This window comes from Streptantibioticus parmotrematis, from assembly GCF_019890615.1.
GTDB lineage: Bacteria > Actinomycetota > Actinomycetes > Streptomycetales > Streptomycetaceae > Streptantibioticus_D > Streptantibioticus_D parmotrematis.
In genome coordinates this window covers 137,065-162,876 of the sequence record NZ_JAINVZ010000005.1, presented here as the reverse complement: position 1 = coordinate 162,876, position 25,812 = coordinate 137,065, and the positions used below count along the sequence as shown (strand labels likewise).

General features: G+C 72.2%; 21 protein-coding genes. 6 read left to right on the top strand and 15 right to left on the bottom strand.

Annotated features, from left to right (window positions below; translation table 11 throughout):
- Positions 1–230: 230 nt before the first annotated feature.
- The 4 genes from K7472_RS33385 to K7472_RS10265 all read left to right on the top strand — a co-directional run bounded on the left by K7472_RS33385 (position 231) and on the right by K7472_RS10265 (position 4,999).
- Positions 231–3,233: a helix-turn-helix transcriptional regulator gene (locus K7472_RS33385; protein WP_222976414.1), complete on the top strand. Its 3,003-nt coding sequence runs from the start codon at positions 231–233 to the stop codon at positions 3,231–3,233.
- A gap of 125 nt (positions 3,234–3,358) precedes the next feature.
- On the top strand, positions 3,359–3,547 hold the full coding sequence (locus tag K7472_RS10275) for a hypothetical protein (protein ID WP_222976413.1): 189 nt from the start codon (positions 3,359–3,361) through the stop codon (positions 3,545–3,547).
- A 97-nt stretch (positions 3,548–3,644) separates the two neighbouring features.
- Positions 3,645–3,947 carry a response regulator transcription factor gene (locus tag K7472_RS10270; protein ID WP_222976412.1) on the top strand — a complete coding sequence of 101 codons (303 nt, stop codon included), beginning with the start codon at positions 3,645–3,647 and terminating at the stop codon, positions 3,945–3,947.
- A gap of 530 nt (positions 3,948–4,477) precedes the next feature.
- Entirely contained in the window at positions 4,478–4,999 is a 522-nt protein-coding gene (locus K7472_RS10265) for a hypothetical protein (RefSeq protein ID WP_222976411.1), read from the top strand.
- 17 nt (positions 5,000–5,016) lie between these two features.
- Here the strand turns inward: K7472_RS10265 and K7472_RS10260 are convergent, their stop codons facing one another.
- On the bottom strand, positions 5,017–6,117 hold the full coding sequence (locus K7472_RS10260; RefSeq protein WP_222976409.1) for a helix-turn-helix transcriptional regulator: 1,101 nt from the start codon (positions 6,115–6,117) through the stop codon (positions 5,017–5,019).
- A 798-nt stretch (positions 6,118–6,915) separates the two neighbouring features.
- Here K7472_RS10260 and K7472_RS33380 point away from each other — a divergent pair.
- Positions 6,916–7,908 carry a helix-turn-helix domain-containing protein gene (locus K7472_RS33380; protein WP_222976407.1) on the top strand — a complete coding sequence of 331 codons (993 nt, stop codon included), beginning with the start codon at positions 6,916–6,918 and terminating at the stop codon, positions 7,906–7,908.
- A gap of 240 nt (positions 7,909–8,148) precedes the next feature.
- Here K7472_RS33380 and K7472_RS10250 read toward each other — a convergent pair whose 3' ends face one another.
- The 4 genes from K7472_RS10250 to K7472_RS10235 are packed head-to-tail and all read right to left on the bottom strand — an operon-like array spanning position 8,149 to position 13,128.
- Positions 8,149–9,783 carry a glycoside hydrolase family 13 protein gene (locus tag K7472_RS10250; protein WP_222976405.1) on the bottom strand — a complete coding sequence of 545 codons (1,635 nt, stop codon included), beginning with the start codon at positions 9,781–9,783 and terminating at the stop codon, positions 8,149–8,151.
- Between the two features lie 40 nt (positions 9,784–9,823).
- Positions 9,824–10,717 carry a carbohydrate ABC transporter permease gene (locus tag K7472_RS10245; protein ID WP_222976404.1) on the bottom strand — a complete coding sequence of 298 codons (894 nt, stop codon included), beginning with the start codon at positions 10,715–10,717 and terminating at the stop codon, positions 9,824–9,826.
- A 6-nt stretch (positions 10,718–10,723) separates the two neighbouring features.
- Positions 10,724–11,698, bottom strand: a complete 975-nt coding sequence (locus K7472_RS10240) for a carbohydrate ABC transporter permease (protein WP_222976402.1) — start codon at positions 11,696–11,698, stop codon at positions 10,724–10,726.
- A 17-nt stretch (positions 11,699–11,715) separates the two neighbouring features.
- A complete protein-coding gene (locus K7472_RS10235) occupies positions 11,716–13,128 on the bottom strand; it encodes an extracellular solute-binding protein (protein WP_222976400.1) in 1,413 nt (470 codons plus the stop codon).
- A gap of 222 nt (positions 13,129–13,350) precedes the next feature.
- Here K7472_RS10235 and K7472_RS10230 point away from each other — a divergent pair, with 222 nt between their 5' ends.
- Entirely contained in the window at positions 13,351–15,621 is a 2,271-nt protein-coding gene (locus K7472_RS10230; protein ID WP_222976398.1) for a discoidin domain-containing protein, read from the top strand.
- Positions 15,622–15,731: 110 nt separating this feature from the next.
- Here K7472_RS10230 and K7472_RS10225 read toward each other — a convergent pair whose 3' ends face one another.
- The 10 genes from K7472_RS10225 to K7472_RS10180 form a co-directional block, all read right to left on the bottom strand.
- Positions 15,732–16,736, bottom strand: coding sequence for a LacI family DNA-binding transcriptional regulator (locus K7472_RS10225; protein WP_222976396.1), 1,005 nt, complete (start codon positions 16,734–16,736; stop codon positions 15,732–15,734).
- Positions 16,737–16,802: 66 nt separating this feature from the next.
- Complete coding sequence (locus tag K7472_RS10220; RefSeq protein WP_222976394.1) at positions 16,803–17,465, bottom strand: DUF4232 domain-containing protein; 663 nt, start codon at positions 17,463–17,465, stop codon at positions 16,803–16,805.
- A 259-nt stretch (positions 17,466–17,724) separates the two neighbouring features.
- Positions 17,725–18,132 carry a hypothetical protein gene (locus K7472_RS10215; RefSeq protein ID WP_252395377.1) on the bottom strand — a complete coding sequence of 136 codons (408 nt, stop codon included), beginning with the start codon at positions 18,130–18,132 and terminating at the stop codon, positions 17,725–17,727.
- Positions 18,104–18,313, bottom strand: a complete 210-nt coding sequence (locus K7472_RS10210) for a helix-turn-helix transcriptional regulator (protein WP_222976392.1) — start codon at positions 18,311–18,313, stop codon at positions 18,104–18,106. Before K7472_RS10210 ends, K7472_RS10215 begins: the two co-directional genes overlap by 29 nt.
- A 144-nt stretch (positions 18,314–18,457) precedes the next feature.
- On the bottom strand, positions 18,458–20,467 hold the full coding sequence (locus tag K7472_RS10205) for a glycoside hydrolase (protein WP_372457950.1): 2,010 nt from the start codon (positions 20,465–20,467) through the stop codon (positions 18,458–18,460).
- Positions 20,468–20,540: 73 nt separating this feature from the next.
- On the bottom strand, positions 20,541–22,061 hold the full coding sequence (locus K7472_RS10200; protein ID WP_222976390.1) for a sensor histidine kinase: 1,521 nt from the start codon (positions 22,059–22,061) through the stop codon (positions 20,541–20,543).
- Entirely contained in the window at positions 22,058–22,801 is a 744-nt protein-coding gene (locus K7472_RS10195; protein ID WP_222976388.1) for a response regulator transcription factor, read from the bottom strand. Before K7472_RS10195 ends, K7472_RS10200 begins: the two co-directional genes overlap by 4 nt.
- Positions 22,802–22,896: 95 nt before the next feature.
- Positions 22,897–23,553, bottom strand: coding sequence for a response regulator (locus K7472_RS10190; protein WP_222976386.1), 657 nt, complete (start codon positions 23,551–23,553; stop codon positions 22,897–22,899).
- A complete protein-coding gene (locus K7472_RS10185) occupies positions 23,550–24,710 on the bottom strand; it encodes a sensor histidine kinase (RefSeq protein ID WP_222976384.1) in 1,161 nt (386 codons plus the stop codon). Before K7472_RS10185 ends, K7472_RS10190 begins: the two co-directional genes overlap by 4 nt.
- Before the next feature lie 19 nt (positions 24,711–24,729).
- Positions 24,730–25,341 (bottom strand): hypothetical protein, encoded by a 612-nt coding sequence (locus K7472_RS10180; RefSeq protein WP_222976382.1) that lies wholly within the window; start codon positions 25,339–25,341, stop codon positions 24,730–24,732.
- Between the last annotated feature and the right edge of the window lie 471 nt (positions 25,342–25,812).

Below are 25,812 nucleotides of genomic sequence, written 5' to 3'. Positions count from 1 at the left end.
GTACCGGGCCGCCGTCCCCGTGGCCCCGTTCCCGACGTCGCGCTCCCGCCGTCCCGTTCCCGGCGTCCCGTTCCCGCGACCGCGTGTCCCGGGCGCCGGGGGCCTGGATTCCGTGGCTGCCGTGTGCCGGAGTGCCGGTGGACAGTGAGGTGCGGCGGGGCCGACACCGCACCACGGCGCCGGCCCCGCCGGACGGAACGCGGAGCACCAGGGCTCAGGGAGTGAACGTCGTGACCTACACACTGCGGGGCCGCGCATCGGTTCGTGATCGGCTCGTCGACGCCCTCACCGGCGCGGCCTGCGGACGCGGGCACGTCGTCGTGGTCGAAGGCCCGGCCGGCAGCGGCCGCAGCCGCATGCTCGCCGAGGCCGAGACCGTCGGACGCGCGCGCGGCTTCGTGGTCTGCCGGGCGATGGCCGACCACCTCGAACACCCGGGACTGCTGGCCCCGTTGGGAGTCTCCGGCGACGACGGGCCGACGGAGGGCGGCGGCGCGCTGCGCGGACTGACCGAGCGGCTGCTGCGCCGGTCGCCGCAGGAGCCGCCGGTGCTACTGGCCATCGACGACCTGCGGTGGGCGCAGCCGTCGGCGCTGGACGCCCTGCGCACCCTGTCGGGTGTCCTGACCGTCCGCGACCTGCGCGTGTGCCTCGTCCTGTCCCGCACCCCCGACCACGACAGCGCCGCGACGGAACGCTTCCTCGCGGCGCTGAGCGCGGACGGCGCGTCCCGGCTGAGGCTCGGCCCGTTGCCGTCGGACGACGCGATCGCGCTGGCGGCCGAAGCGCTGGGCGTTCATCCGAGCAGGGCCCTCGTACCGCTGTGCGAGGTCGCGCAGGGTGTTCCCGCGCGGTTGCTGGATCTGGCGGAGGCCCTGCGGGACGGCGATCCGGGCGACGCGGGGGCACGGCTGGCGGCGCTGTCCTGCGGTCCGCTGCCCGAGCGACTGCGCGAGGAGGTGTTGCGGCCCGTGCGGTCCCTGTCGTCGTCGGCCGCCGCGCTGCTCGACGTGGTGGCGGTGCTCGGCGGTTCGGCCTCGCTCCACGATCTCGGCGCGACCCTCCGCCGCAGCGCGATGGATCTCATGCCCGCGATCCAGGAGTGCGCCGCGTCCGGCGTGCTGACCGACACCGGAGGGCATCTGGTGTTCCGGTATCCGCTGGTCCGGCGCGCGGTGCAGTACGGGGTGCCGCACCCGGTGCGTGCCGCGTTGCGCTACGAACTCGGCGAACGCCAGCTCGCGCAGGACACTCCGGCCTCCTCCGCCCGCCACTTCGCCGCGGCCCTGCGCGACGGGGAGGCCAGGGCGCTGCCCGGTCTGGAACGCGCCGGGCGCAGCCTCGCCCTGCGCGCTCCGGCCTCCGCCGTCTCCCTGCTCGGGCCGCTGGCCGAGGAACAGCCGCCCGGGACCCGGCGTTCGGCGCTGCGCCTGCCGGTGGCCATGGCGCTCCAGGCGTCGGGCAGGCTCACCGACGCCGCCGAACTGGCCGACGCCGCGCTCGCCGAGGCGTGCGATCCCTCGGGTGCCGTCGAACTCGCCCTGTGCCTGGCCGAGTCGGAACTGATGGCGGGGGCGTACGAGTCCGCCGCCTCCCGCGCCGCGTCGCTGTCGGCGGCCGCTCAGGTTCCGGACGACGTCGCGGCCCGCGCCGAGGTCGTGCTCCGGCGCGCCCGGTGCCGGCCGGCCGACGCCGAGGCGGTGCGCTCGGTCCTGGCCGCGCCGCGGCCGGTCGCCGTGCCGGGGGGTGGCGCTGTACGGCACGTGGTCGCGGCCGACCGGGTGCTGCGGGCCACCGCCCTCTGGCACCAGGCACGACCGCTCGACGCCCTGGCGCAGCTGAGCGGTGGCGCCGAACGCCCCGGCGCGCCGTCCCACCCCACCGGTGCCTACTGGGACGAACGGGTGCTGCTCGGCGCCCTCCTGGTCGACCTCGGCGACCTCGACCGGGCCGACGAGGTCCTGGGCGCGGTCGAGACCGGGCTGCGGGAGGCCGGGCTGCCGGACTGGCTGCCCTCGGTGGACGCCCCGCGCGCCGCGCTCGCACTCGAACGCGGCGACACCGACTGGGCCGAGCTCCTCGCGAACGGCGTGCTGGCGGACGGCGCGCGGGGCCGCGCCCGCCCCGCCGTGCTCCTGGCGCTGGGCGTACGGGCCGAGTGCGCGGTGCACCGGGGCAGGTACCACGAGGCCAGGACCGACGCGGCGGCCCTGTCGGCCATGCTCCGCGACGACGCGTTCGACGCCGCGGCCGGACGCGCGTCGCGGGCGCTGGTCCGCTGCGCCGAGGCGGAGCGCGGTGCGGAGGCGGCCGCCGCCCTCCTCGCCGACCTGTGCGCGAGTGCCCCCGGCGGCGAGGGACGGCTGCCGGCGGCGCTGCTGCTGGCGGGGGCCGCGACACCGGCCTGGCTGGTCGGCATCGCGCGGACCGCCGGGCGCCGGGACCTCGCCTCGGACATCGCCGCACGGGCCCGCGACTGCGCCCGCGACGGCGCCGATGCCGGGGAGCCCGGCTCGTTGACGACCGCCGCGGAACACGCCGAGGGCGTACTGCGCCAGTCCGCCGCCCTGTTGAGCCGGGTGGCCGACGCGCAGCAGGGCCCGTGGGCGCGGGCGCGGGCCCAGGAGGACCTGGGCACCGTGCTCCTGGCGGCGCTCACTCCCGCGGACGGCCCGGGCGGGCGGCCCGCTCAGCTCGTCGCGGCCCGCAAGGGCGGACACGCGGCGGCCGAGGCGGCGAGCCGCCCGCGCGGCACCGACTCGGCGGGACGCGAGCGCGCCGTGCAGTGCCTTCAGGCCGCGTTGAAGGGGTACGACGTGGTCGGCGCGGCGCCGGACGCGGCGCGGGTGCGCGGACTGCTCAGGACCCTGGGGGTCCGCCGCCGCCACTGGCGCTACGCGAACCGTCCCGCCGCGGGCTGGGCGAGCCTGACGGACACCGAGCGCGCGGTCGCCGATCTGGTGGCCCAGGGGCTGACCAACCGGGAGACGGCGGAACGCATGTTCCTGTCGCCGTACACGGTCAACTTCCACCTGCGCCAGATCTTCCGCAAGCTGTCCATCACCTCACGCGTCGAACTGGCCCGTATGCACCGGGACTTGGAGCGGACGGCGCCTCTTCCCGTACGGGCCGACGCCCACCCGGCCGCCGAACGGGACGAACGGCGTCCGGCGCGCCGTTCGTCCCGTTCGGCGGCATTGGTTCCCCCTTCGCTTTGGGGACGGGCCACTTGATGAGCAGGGCACGGCATGGTGCCGCCGCAGCCCGCCGATCATCCTGGAATGGCAGGGGAAAACGCCGGGGGAATTCCTCGGACTTCTTCACCGGAACCATCACACCGCCCATTCCAGGAGTCATGATGAATTTCGTTCAGGTGTCCGCCTACGCGCTTGCCGGAACAATGCTGCTCGTGCTGTGCGGGTCCGGAACGGGAACGGCTTTCGCGGAGGGCCGGGGCCCCGGCGCCGTGACGGGCACCGCGATGACGAGCGCCGGGGACTCCGGCACCGCGACCCCGGCGGACAGCGGCTGGGGCGCGGTGCGCTGACGCGACGGGGGTGGTGGCGGGCCGCCGACCCGCCATACGGGGTCACCGCACGCGCGGAGTATTCACGAAGAACGCGGGAAAGTGGGAGTGCGACGTCGTGAGCAGTGATTTCCAGGAGCTGGTGCGCCGGCTCAGCGTCCGGGAGCGCGAAGTGCTCGGACATCTCGCCGACGGGCACACCTACGCGGCGATCGCGCGGCGCATGAGGCTGAGCCCGCACACGGTCGACACCTACGTCCGCCGCATCCGCGCCAAGACCGGCGCGCACAACCGGACGGACCTGCTCGTACTGGCGCTGTCCGCGGCGGGCTTCGAACTCCCGGCGGCCCGGGGGCCGGCCGGGGCCGTGCGCTGGTTCCCCGCGGCCGGGGCTCATCCGGCCGACGACATCCCCGCCTGACCGGCGCCAGGCGCGGCGCGGGCGTCCGGCCGACGCGCGGCGAGCGGGGCGCCGCCGCCGTCCAGGAGGTCGCGGGGGCGTCCGGCGCGTCGAGTGTGCCGGCCCCGAGCGCGCGGGCGGCCTCGGCCCGCGCGCGGTCGTCGTCGCGCAGGTGGACGCGCACCCCCGCGGCCGTGAGCGCCGGCGCGACCGGGCCGGTGCCGACGACGGCGACCGTGCCTCCTGGGCGCCGCGCGTGTCCGCCATGGCCCTGCCGTCCGCGTAAGGCCCCCACATCACCCGGCCGAACGGCTCCGGGAGGCTGCGCCCGCCCACGCCACCGCGAAGGGCTCGCCGTGTCCCGGGTTCTCGTGACTGCGATGGGAGCCGTGGGGCGTGGACAATCGCACGGCGGTGACGGGGCGTCAGTACACAGCGATACTGCCGCTCCGCCGGTCCGCGCACCTCCCCGACGGCCGGGGGTTGACGGTGGTCCCGGCCTCCCGGTCCAGGGCCGCCCGGTGAGAACGGAGGGGACGGTGCCGGAGGCGATGGGGCGGTTACACCCGCAACTGCGGTCGTTCGTCGAGGACATGGCGCGATGCGTGGCCACGTACGGCGACCGGAGCCCGGCCCTGCTGTGGACCGAGGCCGACCACCACTTCCTCGCGCTCTACCGCTCGTGGTCGCGGACCCGCACGGCGGCGGGCGGGAGCGGCGCCCCGGCGGTGCCGGGACCCGAGCCGGTCCCGGCGGGAGCGGAGGCCGCGCCCCTCGCCGCCGCGCTCGGCGACGCGCTCGGCCGTGAGGTGCGGGCCTCGTACCGGATGTGCACGCCGGACGCGCCGACCGGGCCGGACGCCCCGGGCGACGCGGAGGCCTGCGTGATCGTCGTGGACGGCGCCTGCGACGTACGCGTGTGGCCCACCGCGGACACCACGGCCGCCGCGCTGAGCCTGAGGCTGCGCGCCGGGCAGTCGCTCCTGGTACCCGCGCGGCATGTGTACGCGACGTCCGGCGCCCGCATCCCCACGGTGCTGTTGATCCTGGCACTCGGCGAGCAGACCTGGTGAGGCGCTCCCGCGCCGGATCACACGGTGGAGTCCGCGACTTCCCCGACGGCCCCGCCGCCACCCGATCCGTCCGCCCCGGCCGAAGGATCGCCCGGCAGCAGTCCCCGGGCCGCCGCCAGCACGCCCGCCTGGAAGCGGCTCTCCGCGTTGAGCACCTGCATGATGTCGGCGATGTGTTTGCGTACCGTACGCGGTGACACCCCGATGCGGCGCGCTATGGTCTCGTCCTTGAGACCGGCCGCCAGTAAGCCGACGATGGTGCGGTCGAGTTCCTTCGCCACGGTCTCCAGGCCGTCCGTCGCCGCGTCCGAGAAGGGCCGGGCCTGCGCCCACGTCTGTTCGAAGAGATCGCAGAGGAAATGGACGATGGAGGGCTGCCGTATCACCACGGCACCCCAGGTGCCTCGGTGGTCGGGGAGGAACGCCAGCTCCCGGTCGAAGATGATGACACGGCCGAACAGCTGGTGTGCCGTGCGGTACTGCGCTCCCATGGCGCTCGCCGAGGCCACGTACGCCTGACTGGGGCTGTTGAAGCGGGCGGTGTGGTGGTAGAGCGTGCGGATCGCGATGCCCCGTCCCAGCAGCCTGCTGTCGCGGGCGAGCGCCTCGTGCAGCACTTCCGCGCTGCGGGTGCCGCCGGGCTGGACCGTGAGCATCTCCTCGCGGCACTCGTCGGCGGCCCGGTTCAGGGCGGCGCGGACCTCCATCAGGCCGGGGATCAGGTACAGGTCGGCCGGGGCCGCGCGCACGCCCTCGTCGTAGAACTCCGCGAGCCGGGCGAACTGGTCCCGCACGGTGCGCAGCCGGGTCTGCTGGTCGCGGATGGAGTTCTCCAGGGGGCCCGTGATCACGGCCGCGACGAGATGCGGGTCCACGGCCCACATCCGGCCGTCCTCCTCCGGGTCCCGCTGCACCAGTCCGAGTTCCACGAGGGCCTCGGCCGCGTCGCGCACCTCCTGCTCCGACATCCCCTCGTCCCGGGCCACCTGGGCGGGGGCCAGGCTGCCGTGCAGGGCGACCCACCGGTACACGGCGATCCTGGTCGCGTCGAGACGGCTCGCCGCGGCGGCCGCGAGGCCAGTGGCCTCGAACTCCGTCGAAGTGCTCCCGTCCGTCATCCCGCGGCCACCCCTTCCGGCGCTTCGCGCCACGGCACTGCGCCGTCGACGACGCGGCGGACGGGCGGGACGGGAATCGCGGGAAACGGCAGGGAACGCGAACCGGACCGGCATTGCACCGGTCTCCGGCACCAGGTCATCTGACTCTCCTGTGAGGGGTGTCGTACACACGGTCGACCCTGGCAAATGTATCCACCACTGACCCTATCCGGCGGCTGCCCGCGGAACGAGGTCCCCTTCCGGCGCGTCACGGCCTGCGACACCTCCGTGCCGGACGGCCGCGAGGCACCGACCAGCGGCAACTGCCGGGCAGGGCAGGCATGTTGCCCCACTCGCACAGGTGACCGCGACGGCACGGCCAGGAGAAGCGGAATCGGTAGTATGACCGATGGCGAGAGGGTCCTTACGCCAACTGCAGGCGCATTCGTCATAGTTGATGCACAGGAGAACCGGGAAACCGCCCCTGTCGCCCTCAACTCACCTGATTCGCCTATGCATTCCTCGATTTGACGCCACATCAGTTCATTCCCTCGATTCGACGCATGACCGAAGGCGCCCGCGCCAGAAGGCCCGTCACGCATCCGGAGGGGTTCATCGATCGTTGACCGGACGTCGATGCCGCGCGGAACCGGGTCGCACGTCCGAACGGGCAAAGCCCCCTGCCCGATAGGACCGCGGGCCCTGTCCTCCGGCCTCAGCTCAAGGGCGTCGCCGGGAAGCGGAAGCCGTATATCCGGTATTCATCGCGCTCCGCCACCATCGACAGCGTCGCCCATGCACAGCGGAGGTCGAGTGCCCGTGTACCTCGAAGACCCACCCCGACGGCATCTCGCGATCCCCGGCGCCGCCGACCCGAGCGCCGAGCGGGAACACTGGTGGCCGAGTCTGGCCGATCCGCGCAAGCGTGCGACGTTCACGAGCGTCACCGCGAACCCGTCACTGGCCTTCGGCAGACCGCATCCCGCGCTGCTCCCCTACGTCTTCCAGTACACCGGCATCGCCACCGTGGGCGACGCGGCGGGCCTGCCCTCGGTGCAGCGCGTCCCGCCGGAGTGCGCGGTGATGCTGACCATCTCCCTCTCGGATTCCCGGCGCGGGAGCGTCACGGGGGCGGACGGCACCCGCGAGCTGCCGGGGGCGGGACTCACCGGGCTGCACGAGCGCTTCTACCTCATCGAGTACACCGCGCGGCGCGGCGGCGTGCTGCTGGTGGCGTTCACCCCGCCCGGCGCCTACGCCCTGTTCGGCGTCGCGATGCGCGAAGTGGCCAACGATCACGTGGCGTTGGTCGACCTGCTGGGCCGGCGCCCCGCGGACCGGCTCGTCGACGAGCTGGTGAGCGCGCCCACCTGGCACCACCGCTTCGCGGTGCTCGACCGCGTCCTGACCGCACGCGTGTCCCGGGGCCGGGAGCCCGACGGCCTGTTGTTACGGGCCTGGGAAGAGCTGGGGCGTTGCCAGGGCCAGGTGCGGATCGGGCGTCTCGCTGAGGAGCTGGGGTGCAGCCGCAGGTACCTGGAGAAGCGGTTCGGCGAGCAGGTCGGCCTCACGCCCAAGACCGTCGCGCGGGTGTGGCGCTTCCAGCGGGCGACGCACCTGCTCATGGGCCCCGGCGCGCCGACGTGGCGGGAGGTGGCCCACACCTGCGGGTACACCGACCAGGCCCATCTGGCGAAGGACTTCCGCATCCTCGCCGGCTGCACCCCCACCCAGCTGCTCGGCCTGCACCCTCACCGGCCGGATCGAGGGCGTTCGCATTTTGCCAAGGGCGGGCCGGACGAGCGCCGGTAGCGTCACGGTGGTACGGCCGGGCGGCACACACCGCCGCGGACCGTCGGCCCGACGGCCTCCCGCGCGCTCGCACCGCCCGGTCCGCTCGGGCGCCCGCCCGGGCCGCGCACGGCCGGGGTCGAGTCTCCCCGGCCGGGGCGACGGGGGAACCCCGGCCGGGGGCCACGCACGTCCCCGCCGCACCGCGGCATCACGTACGCACCCGTAGCGCGGCGTCATGTACGCACCCCTAGCGCGGCGTCACGTACGCAGCCACACCGCGGTGTCCGGCGGCAGCCGCTCACCGTCCAACGGGCCACTCGCCAGCAGCCGTTCGCGGTACGCCGGGAGCCGCACGGGGAGCGGGGCGAGGTTGACCACGCAGGCGAACGACGCGTCCCGGTGGAACGCCAGCACCCCGGGCTCCGCGTCCAGCCAGGTCAACGGGCCGTCACCCAGGGCGGGTTCGCGGCGACGCAGTCGCAGGGCGGCGCGGTACAGCTCCAGCATGGAGTCCGGGTCGCCGCTCTGCGCCTCGGCGGTCCGCCCGGCCCAGTCGCCGGGCTGCGGCAGCCACGGTTCCGCGCCGCCTTCGGGCCCGAAGCCGTAAGGGGGACGCGTGCCGGACCAGGGCATCGGTACGCGGCAGCCGTCCCGGCCGGGGTTGGCGCCGTTGGTGCGCAGGTACATCGGGTCCTGGCGGCGGTCGGCCGGGATGTCCTCCGCCTCGGGCAGTCCGAGTTCCTCGCCCTGGTAGAGGTAGACCGATCCGGGCAGGGCGAGCGTCAGCAGTGCGGCGGCGCGGGCCCTGCGGGTGCCGAGTTCCAGGTCGGTGGGGATGCCGTGGGCCTTGGTGGCGAAGTCGAAACCGGTCTCCGTGCGGCCGTAGCGGGTGGCCGTCCGTGTGACGTCGTGGTTGCACAGCACCCAGGTGGCCGGGGCGCCGACCGGGCGGTGCGCCGCGAGGGTGGTGTCCACGCAGGCCCTGAGCCGTTCCGGTTCCCAGGGGCAGCACAGGAAGCCGAAGTTGAACGCGGTGTGCATCTCGTCGGGCCGCAGGTAGCGGGCGAACCGCTCGGGGTCGGGCGTCCACACCTCGCCGACCAGGATCCGTTCCCCGGGGTAGCCGTCGGCGACGGCCCGCCAGGAGCGGTAGATCTCGTGCAGGTCGTCCCGGTCGACGTAAGGGTGCGCGTCGGGCTCACCCCGTTCCGGCAGGTCGGGCAGCGCCGGGTCCTTGGTCAGCAGGGCGGCCGAGTCGACCCGTACGCCCGCCGCGCCCCGGTCGAACCAGAAGCGCAGCACCTCCTCGTGCTCGCGTCGCACCGCCGGATGGCCCCAGTTGAGGTCGGGCTGGCGGGAGTCGAAGAGGTTGAGGTACCACTCGCCGGGGCTGCCGTCCGGTTCCGTGGTCCGGGTCCAGGCGGGGCCGCCGAACTGCGAGGGCCAGTTGGTGGGCGGCAGTTCACCCTGGTCGCCGCGTCCCGGACGGAACCAGAACAGCTCGCGGGCGCGGCTGCCGGGCCCGGCGGCGAGCGCCTCGCAGAACCAGGGGTGGTCGGCGGAGACGTGGTTGGGGACGATGTCGACGATGGTGCGCATGCCGAGGTCCAGCGCCTCCGCGATCAGCTTCTCGGCGTCGGCAAGAGTGCCGAACATCGGGTCGACATCGCGGTAGTCGGCCACGTCATAGCCGCCGTCGGCCATCGGCGAGGGGTACCAGGGGTTGAACCACAGCGCGTCGACGCCCAGTTCGCGCAGGTATCCCAGGCGGGAGCGGACGCCGGCGAGGTCCCCGGTGCCGTCGCCGTCCGCGTCGGCGAAACTGCGCGGGTACACCTGGTAGATGACCGCGCCGCGCCACCAGGCGTCGGCGGTCGCGGGGATGTCTGCCACGGGGAGTCCTTTCGTGTGCGGCAGGCCGGGCCGTGGGGCGTCAGCCCTTCAGGCCGCCGGCGGTGAGGCCGGACATGATGTTGCGCTGGAAGAGCAGGAAGACCACCAGAGTCGGCAGCGAGGCGATGGCGAGGGCCGCGATCAGCTCGTTCTCGGTGACGCCGGTCGACAGCGCGTAGATGCCGACGTTGAGAGTGCGGCGGGCCGGGTCGGGCTCGGTGAGCATCGGCCACAAGAAGTCCTTCCACACGTTGACCACGGCGAAGATGGACACGACGCCGAGTACCGGGCGGGAGATCGGCAGCACGACCGAGCGCAGGGTACGCAGCGGCGAGGCGCCGTCGATCGCGGCGGCGTCCAGCAGTTCGGTGGGGATGGAGTCGAAGAACCGCTTGAGCAGGAAGATGGTGAAGGCGTTGGTGACCGAGGGCAGCCAGATCGCCCAGGGTGTGTCGAGCAGGTTGAGGTGGAGCAGCGGCAGGTCGAGCACGGTCAGGTACTGCGGTACGACGAGCACGGTGGCCGGGATCATCAGCGTCGCCAGCATCAGCCCGAGCACCACGTTGCCCAGCACCGGGCGCAGTTTCGAGAGCGAGTAGGCGGCGGCGACGTCCAGCACGAGCTGGAAGGCGAGCGCGCCGAACGCGTACCAGAGGGTGTTGACCAGCAGTCGGGCCAGGTCGAGGTCGCTCCACGCCTTGGCGTAGGTGGCGGGGTGCGGCTGGTGCGGGTAGAGGGTGGGCGGGTCCTGGATGATCTCGTGGGTGGTCTTCAGGCCGCCGGTGACCATCCAGTAGAGGGGGCCGAGGAAGACCAGCGTGAAGACGGCGGTCACCAGGACGAAGAGGGTCCAGTACAGCGCCTTGCCGCGCGGGCGGGCGAGCTGGACCGGGGAGATCAGGGTGCGGGTCCGGCTGTCGGAGGTCGTGGCCATGGTGTCCTAGTCCTGGTCCCGGCCGTCGCGGCTGAGTCGTACGTACACCGCGGAGAAGAGGGCGAGCACGACGAGCAGCACGAGGCCGAGGGCCGCGGCGGCCCCGTAGTTGTCGAAGTTGAAGGCGTACTGGTACATGAGGTAGACGACGGTGGTGGTGGAGCCCTGCGGTCCGGCGCCGCCGGTGAGCAGGAAGGGTTCGGTGAACACCTGCATCGTGGCGATGATCTGCATGAGCAGCATCAGCGACAGGATCAGCCGGGTCTGCGGGACGGTGACGTGCCAGATCCGGCGCAGCAGTCCGGCGCCGTCCAGCTCGGCCGCCTCGTACAGCTCGCCGGGGATGCCCTGGAGCGCGGCCAGGTAGATCAGGGTGGCGCTGCCCATGTTCATCCACGTGGAGGCGATGACCACGGACAGCAGCGCGGTGCCGGTCGACTGGAGCCACTGCGAGGTGGGCAGGTGCAGGGTGCGCAGGATGTGGTCGAACAGGCCGTAGCCCGGGTCGTAGAAGTACTTGAACAGCAGCACGGAGGCGACCGGCGGCAGCATCACCGGCAGGTAGACCAGCACTCGCAGGTAACTCCGGCCGTGCCGGAACTCGTTGAGCAGCACGGCGACGAGGAACGGCACGACGAAGCCGAGCAGCAGCGCGAGGCCCGTGTACTCGACCGTGTTGCGCCACGCCTGCCAGAACGCGGGATCGTGCACGATCTGCTGGAGGTTGTGCCAACCGGCCCAGGTGGTGCGCCCGCGGTGGGTGCGCTGGAAGGCGAGGATCACCTCGCGGACCATCGGGTACCAGGAGAAGAACCCGAAGCACAGCACGGCGCCGACGAGGAAGCCGTGCGCGGTCAGGTTACGGCGCACCGACCGCTCGAGAGCCGCCTTGCGTGACGGGCCGTCAGGGCGCGGTGGTGGCCCGGTGGTCCGGGTCCCGGTGCGGCTGTCCTGGCCGCCGGGGACGACGAGTGCCGGCATGGTGATCCTCCGTTCCCCTACTGGCTGTTGGCCAGGACCTCGTCGACCTGGGACGCGGCGGTGGACAGCAGCTTGTCCACGTTCGCCGAACGGTCGGTCAGCACGCCCGACATGGCGTTGTCCAGCACCTTGTAGATCTCCTGGGCGTTGGGCGGTTCCGCGTGGCCGGGCAGCGGGTGTGCGGTGAAGGCGGCGAAGTTGGCGACGGGCATGGTGGCGCTGGCGGCCTTGAGCCGGTCGTCGGTGGCCTTGGTGGCACCGGTGTAGAACTCCGGCTGGGGCAGTCCGACGGGCAGTCCGTCGGCCTTGGTGCGGGCGTAGTCGAACTGGCCCTGTCCCTCCTTGAGGAACTTGAAGTCCAGCCAGGCGATGCCCGCCTTGATCTGGTCCGGGGTGTCGGACTTCTTGAACAGGTAGGCGTCGCCGCCGAGCAGTGTGCCCTTGCCACCGGGCATCGGGCCCATGCCGTAGTCCTCGTAGTGGCCGCCGAGGGTCTCCACCATGTACGTGATGTCGTCGGGTGCCGCGACGAACATGCCGAGTTTGCCCGCCACCATCTGCTTTTGCAGGTCGCCCCACTTGAGCAGTTGCGTCTGGCCCATGCTGTCGTCGTCCCAGCGCATGGCGTGCAGTGTGTCGAGGATCTGCTGGCCCTGGGCGTCGTCGAAGGTCGCCTTGGTGCCTGCCGCGTTGACGACGCTTGCGCCGAGGCCGTCCATCTCGGCCGTGAAGTGCCATCCGCCGTTGTTGCCCGCGCTGTAGTCGCCGTATCCGGCGATGCCGTGGCCGAGGGCGGCGATGGCCTTGGCGTCGGCGCGCACCTGGCCCCAGGTGGCGGGGGGCCGGTCCGGGTCGAGGCCGGCTTCCTTGAACAGCTTGCGGTTGATCAGGATGCCCATGGTGTAGTCGCTGGCGGGCAGCCCGTAGAGCCTGCCGCTGTCCTTCTCCACGTCGAGCACGTCGGGGGCGATGTCGCCGAGGGTGGGCACCGTGCGCTGGGTGACGTACGGGGTGATGTCGGCGGCCTGTCCGGCGTCGAGCACCTGCGGGAGGTCGGTGAAGTAGCTGTAGAAGACGTCCGGTTCGGTGCCGCCCTTGAGCTGGGCGGCGAACGTGGCGGGGTCCTCGCACTGCCCGGTCGTGGACTTACCTTCCACGGTGACGTTCGGGTAGAGCTTGTGGAACGCGGCGACGTCCTCGTTCCACTCCTTCAGCTCCGGCTTCTTGGTGGCCGGTGGCATGCAGTCGATGGTGATCGTGACCTTGGCCTTCGGGTCGAGCGGCGACGACGCGTCGGCCGGTGCGGCGCCCGCCCCGCTCGAACCACCGGATCCGCCGGAGCACGCGACGCCGGTCAGTCCGAGACCGGCGACCACCACCGCGGCCACCAGCGCACGGCTGCGCCGTCTCGTCGTACGAGGTCTTGTCATGGGTCGCCCCTTCCACTGAGTGGCGTTGAACGTACAGAAACCAAAAGGCTTACGCAAGAAGTTGCGTTGATCCACCGCGCAATTTGCGTACAGCATCTTGCTTGCTTGCGAAGGGCGCTCCTATGGTGTGCACGCTCCTCCCCCACCGCACGCCGTGCGGCCGACGCGCGGGCGCCCCGCACGACGCCCCCGCCGAGACGTGAAGAAGGTGCAGCACAGGGCATGGACACACACCGCAGGAAGACCCATCACCCCCCACGCCGACCGGTCATCGCCCGGCTGGTCGCGGCGGCGGCCGTCTGCGCGACGGCGGTCGCGCTCGCCTCCCCCGCCCACGCCGCCGGATCCGGACACCACGCGAAGCCTGCCGCAGCCCGCCCCGCGGCGGTCACCGGCGGCCAGGGCGCGAGCGTCCCGTTCACCGAGTACGAGGCGGAGAACGCGGCCACCAACGGCACGGTCATCGGCCCGGACTACACGCAGGGCACCGTCGCCTCGGAGGCGTCCGGCCGCAAGGCGGTGCAGCTCAGCGGCCAGGGCCAGTACGTGGAGTTCACCCTCACCGCACCGGCGAACGCGGTCGACGTCTCGTACAACCTGCCGCAGGGCAGCAGCGGTTCGCTCGCCGTGTACGTCAACGGCACGCGCATCTCCAAGACGTTGCCGGTCACCTCGAAGTACTCCTACATCAGCACGCCCAACATCGGCGGCTCCAAGACCCACCATTTCTTCGACGACGCGCGGATGCTGCTCGGGCAGAACCTCCAAGCCGGTGCGAAGGTGAGGTTGCAGGTCGACTCCGACAGCACCGGCGGCCCGTTCACCATCGACCTCGCCGACTTCGAGCAGGTGGCCGCGCCCGCCGCGCAGCCGTCGAACGCCCTGTCGGTGACCGACTACGGCGCCGACCCCAGCGGCCAGGGCGACTCCACCAACGCCTTCGACCAGGCCATCTCGGCGGCGCGTTCGCAGGGCAAGGAGGTGTGGATCCCCCAGGGCGTCTTCACCATCACCTCCCCCTTGCCGGTCGACGGCATCACCCTGATCGGCGCGGGCGACTGGTACTCCGAACTGCACGGCACCCACCTGATCGACATGTCCGGCGCGCAGGGCGACGTGAAGCTGGAGAACTTCGCCGCCATCGGCGAGGTGACCACCCGGAACGACAGCTCGCCGGACAACTTCGTCAACGGCAGCCTCGGTTCGGGCTCGGTCGTCTCCGGCCTGTGGATCCAGCACGAGAAGGTCGGCCTGTGGCTGGAGGGCACCAACACCGACCTCCAGGTCACCGGCAACCGCATCCTGGACACCACGGCCGACGGCATCAACATCAACGGCACCGCGACCGGTGCGGTGATCAAGGACAACTACATCCGCAACACGGGCGACGACGGCCTGGCGATGTGGTCGCTGTACGCGCCTGACACCGACGACTCGTTCGTCGACAACACCGTCGTCCAGCCCAACCTGGCCAACGGCATCGCCCTGTACGGCGGCAAGGACCTCACCGTCCAGGGCAACTACGTGGCCGACACCAACGCGCTCGGCAGCGGCATCGCCATCTCCAACCAGGCGTTCCTGCAACCGTTCAACCCGCTGTCGGGCACCATCACCGTCGCCGACAACACCATCGAACGCGGCGGCGCGATGAATCCCAACTGGAACCACCCGATGGGCGCGCTGCGCGTCGACTCCTACGACTACGCGATCTCCAACCCCGTCAACATCACCGACACCGTGATCAAGGACAGCCCGTACAGCGCCTTCGAGTTCGTCTCCGGCGGCGGCCACGGCTACCCGATCACCAACGTCACGGTGAACGGCGCGTCGGTGACGAACACCGGCACGGTGGTCGTGCAGAACGAGACGCAAGGTTCGGCGACCTTCTCGAACGTCACCGCGACCGGCGTCGGCGCGGCAGGCGTCTACAACTGCCCGTACCCGTCGGGCAGCGGCACGTTCGCCGTGACCGACGGCGGCGGCAACTCCGGCTGGAGCAGCGTCTGGAACGACTGCTCGACCTGGCCCACCCCGAACGGCGGCAACCCCGGCGGCGGTGGCACGCCCGGCACCGGCAACCTCGCCCTGCACCGTCCCGTCTCCGACACCGGCCACCAGGACGTCTACGTGGCGTCGAACGCGGTGGACGGCGACGCCAACACCTACTGGGAGAGCACCGACAACGCCTTCCCGCAGTCCTTCACCGTGGACCTGGGCTCGACGCAGGCGGTGGGGCGGCTGGTGCTCAAGCTTCCGCCCAGCAACGCGTGGGGCACGCGGACACAGACCCTCTCCGTGCTCGGCAGCACCGACGGCTCCGCCTACTCCACGCTGGTGGGCTCGAAGGGGTACACGTTCGACCCGGCGAGCGGGAACACCGCGACGGTGACCCTGCCGGCGGGCACCAGCACCCGCTACCTGCGGCTGACGTTCACCGGGAACACCGGGTGGCCCGCGGGCCAGCTGTCGGAGTTCGAGGCGTACGCGCAGTGAGCCGTAGGGGAATTGACGGCACGTCATCCACCTGACGGGGCTGACGCGACGTCAACGTCGTGGCGTCGAGGACTTGTTCGCGCAGCCCTCGACGCCACAGGCGCATGCGTTCAGCGCACCGGAGCGGTGGAGCCCCGGACCACCAGCTCCGGTTCGAAGAGCAGTTCGTCGGCGGGGACGTGCTTGCCGTCGATCCGGGCGGTCAGCAGTTGCACGGCCGCCCGGCCCATCGCCTCGATCGGCTGGCGCACCGTGGTGAGCGGCGGATCGGCGCAGTTCATGAAGGCGGAGTCGTCGTAACCGACCACCGAGACGTCCTGCGGCACCCGCAGGCCGCGCCTGCGTACACCGCGCACCACACCGAGGGCCAGCACGTCGCTCGCGCAGATGACGCCGGTCACCCCGCGCTCCAGCAGCCGTCCCGCGGCGGCCTGCCCGCCCGCCTGGGAGAACATCGCGTGCTCCACCCGCTCGTCCGGCAGTTCGAGCCCGGACGCCTTCGCCACCTCGTGGGCGGCGGCCAGCTTGCGGCTCGACGGGACGTGGTCGAGCGGGCCGAGCACCAGGCCGATGCGTTCGTGGCCGAGCGAGACGAGGTGACGCCACGCCTGCTCGACGGCGACCGCGTCGTCGCAGGAGACCTGCGGGAATCCCAGGTGCTCTATGGCCGCGTTGATCAGCACCACGGGGAGGTTGCGTTCGGCCAGCAGCCGGTAGTGGTCGTGCGGGGCGTCGGCCTGGGCGTAGAAGCCGCCGGCGAAGACCACACCGGAGACGTGCTGCTGGAGCAGGAGCGAGACGTAGTCCGCCTCGGAGACGCCACCGGTGGTCTGCGTGCACAGGACCGGTGTCAGCCCGCGCAACGCGAGGGCGCCGCCGACCACTTCGGCGAAAGCGGGGAAGATCGGGTTCTGTAGCTCGGGCAGCACCAGGCCGACCAACCGGGCGCGCTCACCGCGCAGTTGGCTGGGGCGCTCGTACCCCAGCACGTCCAGGGCGGTGAGCACGGCGGCGCGGGTGGAGTCGGAGACACCGGGCTTGCCGTTGAGGACCCGGCTGACGGTCGCCTCGCTGACCCCGACCTTCCGCGCCACCTCGGCAAGTCGTCGCGTCATGCCCGCAAGAATAACGCATGCGCTGCAAGCTGCTTGCGTAATCCTGCGGGCCGCCGCGGGGGCGGGCTACTTGCCCGCGCCCACCGGGTCCACGGTGATGCCGGGGCCGGAACCGTCGGTCACGGGGACGTTGATGCCGAGAGGCATGGTGTGCGAGTGCGTCTCGTTGGGCGGGGTCACGACGGCGGTGGTGAAGGTCACCCCGGAGCCGCCGGTGTTGTTCGGCGGGTAGTGCAGGGTGAAGTCGGTCGTCCGGCCGGGCGCCAGCGTGATCGTGGGCGCCTTCATGGTGCTGCGGGTCACGCTGTCCGTGCCGTCGTGGCCCTTGAGGTCGACGCCGGGGAAGCCGTGCAGGGAGCAGGTGGTGGAGCCGACGTTCTTGAGGTTGACCAGCACCTCGCCCTCGGCCATGCCGCCGGAGCTGCTGAAGGAGAGGTTCGAGGTCCGACAGGCGGCCCCCGCCGCCGAGCCCCCGCCCGTCCCCGAGCCGCCCCCCGCACTCGCCCCGCTTCCCGTCGAACCCCCCGTACCCGACGACGACCCGCCCGAACCGCTCCCACCGGTGGTGGCGGCCTGGCCACCGCCGGTGGACTGGCTGCCGGTGGACGCGCTGGAGGACGAAGCGGAGGAGCCGGCGTCCGAGGAGTCGGGCCCGCACGCGCTCAGCGTCATCCCCGCGACGACGAGCACGGCGGCCGACAGGCTCCAACGGGCGGTCCTGGAACGCATGATGCACTTCTCCCACTGTCGAGACTTCCGCTTCCGGAGAGGCGGTGGAACGGCGTCACCCCGGCACGCTCAAGATCACCGGAGCCGCACCCAGACAGTGACACACCCCGCTCCCCCACGTCAGCGCCTGTTACAGCCCCATGACGCAACGCCATAGCCACGACAACATTCCCCACGAAAAGGTCGTGCCAGGGGGGAGGGCGCAGCAGCACCCTCGACCACGACCCAAGCTCGCCCCCCCCGGAAGCCGATCCCTGTCTCACATCCGCTGACGCAGCACCCCCACGCAGGAGACGTAGCTGACGGCCGCGAGTCCCATCAGCCAGGAGAAGGGCGAGCCGCTCCGCCCGGCGACGAGCTCACCGGTGAGGCCGCCGAGGTTCGCCACGGTCAGCACGACCCCTGTCGTCGCCCACGCGGAGCGGCCCATCAGGGCGAAGCGTTCGTCGGTCTCCCCGGTCACTCCTCGGTAGGTTTCGCTACGGCGACCCAGCAGGGCCAGGGCCAGACCGCAGACCGCCATGGCTCCGAGCATCACCAGCCCCAGCACGGGACGGCCGCCGACCGTGGCGGCCACCAGGCAGACGACACCGACGCCCAGGAAGAACAGTGGTATCGCGCGCGGGGCCACCGCCTTGTCAGCCATCCCGCGAGTCGTCATCGACATGGAACATCTCCTCAATCCTGACCTCGAAGAACCTGCCCAGGGCGAAAGCGAGCGGCAGTGAGGGCGTGTACCGCTCGGTCTCTATGGCGTTGACCGTCTGCCGGGAGACTCCGAGGGCGACTCCCAGCTGCCCCTGCGACAGTCCGCGCGCCGAACGCAGTTCTCTGACCCTGTTTCTCACATGTAAAGCATGCTTGTCACCCCCTCGACATGTCAAGCCTGCTTTACAGATGCCGTTGCGAAGCGACGGCGGCGTCCTCGGCGCGCTTCGGCGGCCCGCCCCGTAGAAGAGGCGGGTCGCCGATCGAGTTGGCCGGTGGGGGCGTCAGAGCGTTCCGGGGCAGAGCCTGCGGGTGTGGTGGTCGGTGCGCAGGGTGGCGTCGACGCAGCCTGCGGGGAGGGAACCGTAGGGCTTGCTGCCGAAGTTGGCGGTGACGCGGAGCGTTCCGTTGCCGAAGACGGACTGCTGCACCGAGCCGTCGGAGGTGACGCGCCGGAAGGCGGTCATCGGCTCCGTGGCCGCGGCCTCGTGCAGAGGCGCGAAGTACCGCTGGAGCGCGGCGAGTTGCTTGCCCTGCGAGGTGAGCGTCGGCCCGTCGAGCACCAGGTTGAGCGGCGTGTCGTAGAGCACCGCGAGCAGCGCGCGGGTCTTCTCCAGTGCCGGGAACTTGGTGTACGACAGCTCCCAGCGGTCCAGGTTGACCTGGGAGTCGTGCAACGCGGTCTCGTAGAGCGGAATCCGGTAGGCCGGGTCGAACATGGCCTTGGTCAGGTCCGCGGAGAGGGTGACGGGCTTGAAGTAGACCGCCGGCGCCCCCTGCGGCGCGTACCCGCCGAAAGTGGCCTTGTCCTTCTCCAGCGGCCACAGGCCGTCCGCGACCGGCGTCTCGGAACCGTGGCTGAAGTCGATGACCGGGCTCGCCCAGCTGCCCGCGCTCTCCGAGCCCAGGACGAGCTTGTCCTTGCCGGACAGAGTGCCCATCCGGGCCAGCCGGTTCGCCTCGTCCTGCCGCTGGTTCATGGGATGCGCGGGGCTGTAGTCGTCGTACAGCTCACCGGCCGCGTCCACGTCGAGGAAGTAGCTGTCGGCGCCGTTGGCCGTCATCTGCCGCGTGCGCTGCGCGAGGAAGTGGTCCTTGGACTCGCTCTGGGCGAACGCCTGGGAACTGAGATAGCAGCCCCGGTCGTGGAATCCGGCGAGCACCGAACCGTCGGCCTGGTGCACGCAGTAGTCGGGGTAGACCGGCGAGGGCCACGCGGACGTGCTCGCGTCCGCCGTCTTCGGGTCCTGCCCGTTGGCCCAGGAGTCGTAGGGCCCGACCAGGTAGCCCGCCTTCTTCGCCGCGGCCACCGCGTCGGCGGTCATCGGGTCGCCGTCCGCGTCGTACCCCAGCCACATGCGGGTGAACCCGAGCGACCGCATCTGCTGGACGCCCTGCGCGGTGCGCGCGGTGCCCCAGGTGTAGGCGTGGAACGCGCCGAGCAGCCGCGCGACGTTCGGATTGGCCGCGATCTTCTGCTTGAGGGTGACCAGGCCGCCGTGCGAGGCCAGCCAGGAGCGGTAGTCCTGCGCGGGAGCCACGGGTGACGGGGAGGTGAGGGCGAAGGTGACGGTGTAGTCGGTGGTGTCGGCACGCGTGGAGAAGGTGTGCACGCCCGTCGCCCGCAGCCGCTTGCCCACCGAGGTGAACCCCAGCTTCGTTCCCGCCGGTTGGGGCACCAGGTAGCTGACGCCGCGATGGCCGAGGGTGTACCCCCACAGCGGCATGCTCAGGTCCGCGGTCATGTCGTAGGTGTGGCCCGCCAGCCCGTCGGACGCCGTGTTCCACCAGTGGTCGGCGACCGGCACACCGAGGCCGTCACCGATCGGCATCTGCACCTGCGAGGCGGCCGTGTCGGTGCCGGTGACCGGCCAGGACAGCGTGGAGCCGTCCTTGGTGCCGCGCACGTCGACCTTCAGCCTGCCCTGCTCGGCGCCGGCGGTGACGCTCAGGCCGCTGGCGGGGTACGTCCAGTGCGCCGAGCCGTCGCGCACCGACACCGGCCCTGGCGTGCCGAGCGATCCCGCCGCGGGGGCGGAGAGCGTCAGTCCTGCCGTGCCGGAGGTCCGCGCGCTGACGGCCAGCGAGTCCACCCGCACCTGCGCCGTGCCGCCGTTCACCGGTACGTCCACGGTGCCGCCGTGCACCCGTACCGAGGACACGGGTGAGCCGGAAGCGGTGGACCACAGCACTCCGGACAGCGTCACCGCGCCCACACCGACCAGTGCCGCCGCCGCGCGCCGACGGCGCGAACGGACCGCGCGATGGGAACGCGTCGTGTTCATGGATGTCATGCCGGACGAGCCTGCCGACGCGTTCTAAGAGAGATGTGAGAGGTCCGCCGGACCGCTTCGCGCCGCCCGCACCTTACGCGGTCCCTTCCGGGAAGCCGGAGTCGTCCGCGTCCCCCTGGGCCGCGAACGGGGAGCCGGTCGTGGGCAACCGCAGCCGGAACAACGCGCCCGCACCCGCCGCCTCGGCCGGGCCCCCGGCCGGCGTCCCGCCGCCGGTCGGGGGCGTCTCGGCGGTGAGGTCCGCGCCGTGCGCACGGGCGATCTGGCGGGCCATCGCCAGGCCCAGGCCCGAACCCGGCAGGGCGCGCGCGGCGCTCGCCCGGTAGAAGCGGTCGAAGACGTACGGCAGGTCGGCGGGCGCGATCCCCGGCCCGTGGTCGCGCACCACCACGTCGAGGCTGTCGGGCGCCTCCGACGGCACCCGCACCGCCACCTCCACACGACCACCGGGCGGGCTGAACTTGGCCGCGTTGTCGAGCAGATTGCCCAGCAGCCTGACCAGGCGCGCCGGTACACCGAGCACGGTCGTGTCCGCCGCGTCGGCGGCGACGGCGAGCCGGAATTCGACACCGGGCCAGTGATCGCGTGCGACGGCCACGCACTCGCCTGCCAACGCGGCCGGGACGACTCGTTCCACCAACGGCCGAGGCTCCTCGTCCCGGGCCAACTCGACCAGGTCGGAGACCAGTTGACCCACCTCACGCACCTGCCGGTCCAACGCGGCCGACGCGCGGTCCCGTTGGGCCGAGGTGAGGCGGTCGGCCCTGGCGAGCAGTTCGGCGTTGGTGCGCAACGCGGTCAGAGGGGTGCGCAGTTCGTGCGAGGCGTCGGCGACCAGGCGGCGCTGGGCCGTGACCGACGCGTCCAACTCGGCCAGCATGGTGGTGAAGGCGGCACCCAGCCGGGTCACCTCGTCCCGCCGTCCCGCGTTCCCCGGCGGCAGTTCGACGCGATGGCGGGCGTCCCGGGTGGCGGCGATGCGCTCCACGACGGCGGTCAGGGCCGCCACCGGCGACAGTCCGGCGCGCGCGGCGCCGTATCCGAGCACGCCCGCGAGCACCACGCCCACGCCGCCGATCGCCACCATCAGCTCCCCGGCCTGCCGTGTCGCGTCCCGCACGCCGTCGGACCGCACGGCGACCTGGAGGGCGGTGCGGTGTCCGGCGGGGGTGGTGAGCATGCGGGCGGGTCTGCCGCTCAACGTGATGTTCGTCCAGCCCGCCGGTGAACGGCCCGCCGCCACGGCGCGGGTCTCGCCGGTCACCGGCAGCAGATACGGCTTCGACGGGTCGCGCGACGGATCGGCCGGCACCACCTGGGCGCAGGCCGGAGCCGCGAGCCAGTCGCACTCGCCCTCCACCACCTGCGGAGCCAGGTCACCGCCCTGCCGGATGATCTGGTGCGCCTGACGGGTGAGTTGCAGGTCGAGCTGCCGGGTGAGTTCGTAGCGCACGACGAGGAACGCGGCCGCGCACGCGCCGACCAGCACGAGGGCCACGGTCGCCGACGTGATCCACGCCAGCCGGGTGCGCAGGGGCATGCGGAACCGGGCGCGCCCGGCCCGGTCCGCTCCCGCTCCGCGCGTACGAATCATCGGGGCAGGTCCAGACGGTAGCCGACGCCGTGCACGGTGTGCAGCAATCGCGGTTCGCCCTCGGCCTCCAGCTTCCTGCGCAGGTAACCGACGTACACCGCGAGGGAGTTGGACGACGCCCCGACGTCACCGCCCCACACCCGGTCCACCATCACCTCACGGGTCAGCACCCGCCCCGGGTGCCGCATCAGCAACTCCAGCAGGGCGGCCTCGGTACGGGTGAACTCCAGCGCACGCCCGCCCCGGTCGCCGGTGCGGGTCAGGGGGTCCATCCGCAGGTCCGCGAAGACCAGTTCCTCCCGGGCCCCGTCCGGCCGGTCCGACGACCTGCGCAGCAGCGCCCGCACCCGGGCCAGCAGTTCGTCCAGCGCGAAGGGCTTGACCAGGTAGTCGTCCGCTCCGGCGTCCAGGCCGTCCACCCGCTCCCGCACCGAGTCGAGCGCGGTGAGCACCAGCACCGGCGTCCGGTCGCCCAGCGCGCGCAGACGCCGGCAGACCGCCAGCCCGTCCAGGACCGGCATGAGCACGTCCAAAACGATGGCGTCCGGCGGCCACGCGGCCAGTTCGGCGAGCGCGGCGTGCCCGTCGGCGGCGCCCCGGACCTCGTACCCCTCGATGGTCAGCCCGTCCTCCACCGCCGCGCGCACGTCCGGGTCGTCGTCCACCACGAGGACACGCGCGGGCTCGGGGTCGGCGCCGTGCTCGGCTTCGCGGGCAGCGGCCTGATCGATCTCGTGCATCGCTCCACCGTCTCAGACGCCGGCCGGGTGGCGGCAATCAGCCGCGGCGGGTCGCGGTGGCGTGCCCGGCCGACGTGGCCCGGTGAGGACGGCGCTCAGGAACCCTGGCGGCGCAGGGCGTACCGGACCGCGTCGGCGCGGGAGTGCAGGTCGGCCTTGGCGAACAGGTTGTTGATGTGGGTCTTCACCGTCGCCTCGCTGATCACCAGCCTCCGCGCGATCTCCGGATTGCGCAGCCCCTCACCGATCAGGCCGAGGATCTCGCGTTCCCTCGCGGTCAGGGCGACGCGCTCCTCCTCGCGGGGCGCCGCCGGGGCGGGCCGGGTCGCCAGGGCGAGGAGCCGCCGCTGGACCTCGGGGGCCAGCACGGTCTGCCCTTCGGCGGCGGTGCGCACCGCCTGGAGGATCGTGCCCCGGTCGGCGTCCTTGGTCAGGTAGCCGCTGGCGCCCGCGCGCAGCGCGGCCAGGATCGACTCGTCGTCGTCGAAGGTGGTCAGCACGAGGACGGTGGTGCCGGGGGCCGCGCGGTGAATGCGTTCGGTCGCCTCCACCCCGCCCATGACCGGCATGTTGAGGTCCATCAGGATCACGTCGGGACGGTGACGTTCCACGGCCTCCACCGCTTCGGCGCCATCGCTCGCGGTGGCCACCACGGTGACGTCGTCGGCCAGTCCGAGCATGACCGCGAGCGCCTCGCGGACAGTGGCTTGGTCGTCGGCGACGGCGAGCGTGATCGTGCGGTCCTCGGTCATCGGGGCAGCTCCAGTTCCACGGTCCAGCCACCCTCCCGGGTCGGCTCCGCCCGGAGGGTGCCGCCCAGCAGGGCGGCGCGCTCACGCAGGCCGACAAGCCCCACCCCGGTGCCGCCTGCCAGGTCGGCGCGCGGTTCCTCGGGCGGCGGGCCGTTGCGCACGGTCAGCGTAACGTGATCGGCGGTGAAGGCCAGACGCATCTCCCGCCGTGCGCCCGGGGCGTACTTGGCCGCGTTGGTGAGCGCCTCCTGCGCCGTGCGGACCATCGTGTGCGCCTGGTCGGCGGCGACGGCGACGGGGTCACCGGTCACGGTGAACTCGACGGCGCCGTGCTCGGCGAGCAGACGCAGGGTGTCGGGCAGCGGCAGGGTGTCCTCCCGCAGGGCGTGCACCGCGCGACGGGTCTCGTTGATGCTGTCGACGGCCAGCGCCCTGGCCCTGCGGACGGCCGCGACGGCGTCCTGTCCGCGCCCGCTGTCGCGCAGTGCGTCGGCCATGTCCAGTTGCAGCGCGATACCGGACAGCGAGTGGCCGAGCACGTCGTGGATCTCCCGGGCGATACGACCCCGTTCGATCAGTGCCGCCTCCCGCGCCTCGGAGGCGGTGGCGCGCCTCGCCTCCTCCGCGGCGAGTTGGGCGTTGCGCAGGGCGTCCCGGCGGTCCCTGTTGGACATCCCGATGTAGACGGGCAGTGCCACGGTCAGCGTCACCCACCACGACCACTGCGGGGCGTCGGGTGCCAGCCTCAGAACGAGCTGGGTGGCACCGGTGGCGGCGAGGGCGCCCGCGACCGCCACGCCGATCGCCGCCTTTCGCGAGGCGAGCACCCCGCCCGCCGACGCCGCGGCGACGTACGGGAACATCGCGGCCATCGCGGTCTGGTGGGCGAGCGGCAGCAGCAACGAACCGAACAGCATGTACGCGGCCATCACGGCCACTCGCTGACGCTCCGTCATCCAACCCGTCGGCAGCAGCGCTCCGATCGCCGCGACCGTGGTGAGGACGAAGAGCGGCAGCGCCACCGCCGGGTACAGGATGTGCCCGTGCGGCCACTGCACGGCGGTGACGGCGACCGCGACGGCCACCAGGAACGGCCGGATCAACTCGTCGTGGAAGTGGCGCGGGCCGGCATCCGGCCGCTGTTCCGTCGTGGCCATGGCGCTAGGTTTCCGATCCTCATCGACGACGCTGGCGGCGGAGCGTGCGGGACCGAGTGTTCCACTCGCCGGACCAGCTCTCTCCTTCCGGGACGTCGGCGCGGCCGTTCAGACTGTGCTGGAGGGTGTCGAGGAACGGGGACATCCGGTGCGGCGCCCCGTCCTGGCCCTGGGTCCACATGACCCGGTGATCGGCGCTCAGGGCCCGGTAGAGCGCGACCGCGCCCTCGGCGAGTATGCCCAGCCCGAGAGTGAAGAGCAGGCTGTTGCCGACCGCGCCGGCGTCCTTGGAGTCGACCGCGCCGAGGACGAGGTTCGCGCCGAACTTGACCACCAGATTGAGGACCCACAGCGCCACCGTCGTCCCCGTGTAACGGATGAAGGCGAGCCCGTCCTGCTGGGATATGCGCACGCTCCATCCCCGCAGCGCTCCGAGCGCGAGGCTCACTCCCGCGGTGGCCACGAGGAAGAGCAGGGAAAGCGGCGTCTTCACCTGCCCGCTCAGGTCGGACAGCCCTATCACGGTCAGCACCGCGGGCAGGATCAGCATGCGCTTGGCCTGCGCGGGCTCCCCCATCAGTCGCCGCGCCAGCACATAGCCGATCCCCGCCACGACCAGTACGATTTCCACCGGCCCGCTCATCTCCGTCGCCTCCACTCGATGCGTCGTCTCGACACCATGGAAATTACGGGGAATTGGCGCCGGAGTCGTGCACCCAGGAACGTATTCCGGGTGGAGATCGCTCTCCACCCGTGGGTGTAGCCCGACCGTGTGAGGACAGCTGTGACCTGCGGAGACACTCGGTCGGCGGCCCGAGTTGAGCGTCTACGGACGGGGTGGAGAGCCGAGTTGGCCCAGGCGGAGGCTCCGCGGGAAGTCCGGACCGGTGCTCAGCTCATCGACCGTCGCCGCGTCAGGGTGGAGACGCTTCTCCACCCGGATCTACGGCAGCCGCCGCATGACCGCGTTCGACTACCGCCCTAGCGTGAAAGGCGAATCGCGACGGGGAATCCACTCCGGCATTCCGGACCGCCGCCTGGGGGAGGCCAAATTCACCTTTCCGGGCCCGCACTTGGATCACCTGCCGCGTACCTGCCATTC

What these genes read in the sequence shown, in the direction of transcription:
- K7472_RS10275 (WP_222976413.1), top strand. Translation starts at nt 3,359, where the DNA reads ATGAATTTCGTTCAGGTGTCCGCCTACGCGCTTGCCGGAACAATGCTG.
- K7472_RS10265 (WP_222976411.1), top strand. Translation starts at nt 4,478, where the DNA reads ATGGGGCGGTTACACCCGCAACTGCGGTCGTTCGTCGAGGACATGGCG.
- K7472_RS10260 (WP_222976409.1), bottom strand. Translation starts at nt 6,117, where the DNA reads ATGACGGACGGGAGCACTTCGACGGAGTTCGAGGCCACTGGCCTCGCG.
- K7472_RS10245 (WP_222976404.1), bottom strand. Translation starts at nt 10,717, where the DNA reads ATGGCCACGACCTCCGACAGCCGGACCCGCACCCTGATCTCCCCGGTC.
- K7472_RS10240 (WP_222976402.1), bottom strand. Translation starts at nt 11,698, where the DNA reads ATGCCGGCACTCGTCGTCCCCGGCGGCCAGGACAGCCGCACCGGGACC.
- K7472_RS10235 (WP_222976400.1), bottom strand. Translation starts at nt 13,128, where the DNA reads ATGACAAGACCTCGTACGACGAGACGGCGCAGCCGTGCGCTGGTGGCC.
- K7472_RS10230 (WP_222976398.1), top strand. Translation starts at nt 13,351, where the DNA reads ATGGACACACACCGCAGGAAGACCCATCACCCCCCACGCCGACCGGTC.
- K7472_RS10225 (WP_222976396.1), bottom strand. Translation starts at nt 16,736, where the DNA reads ATGACGCGACGACTTGCCGAGGTGGCGCGGAAGGTCGGGGTCAGCGAG.
- K7472_RS10220 (WP_222976394.1), bottom strand. Translation starts at nt 17,465, where the DNA reads ATGCGTTCCAGGACCGCCCGTTGGAGCCTGTCGGCCGCCGTGCTCGTC.
- K7472_RS10215 (WP_252395377.1), bottom strand. Translation starts at nt 18,132, where the DNA reads ATGTCGATGACGACTCGCGGGATGGCTGACAAGGCGGTGGCCCCGCGC.
- K7472_RS10205 (WP_372457950.1), bottom strand. Translation starts at nt 20,467, where the DNA reads ATGACATCCATGAACACGACGCGTTCCCATCGCGCGGTCCGTTCGCGC.
- K7472_RS10200 (WP_222976390.1), bottom strand. Translation starts at nt 22,061, where the DNA reads ATGATTCGTACGCGCGGAGCGGGAGCGGACCGGGCCGGGCGCGCCCGG.
- K7472_RS10195 (WP_222976388.1), bottom strand. Translation starts at nt 22,801, where the DNA reads ATGCACGAGATCGATCAGGCCGCTGCCCGCGAAGCCGAGCACGGCGCC.
- K7472_RS10190 (WP_222976386.1), bottom strand. Translation starts at nt 23,553, where the DNA reads ATGACCGAGGACCGCACGATCACGCTCGCCGTCGCCGACGACCAAGCC.
- K7472_RS10185 (WP_222976384.1), bottom strand. Translation starts at nt 24,710, where the DNA reads ATGGCCACGACGGAACAGCGGCCGGATGCCGGCCCGCGCCACTTCCAC.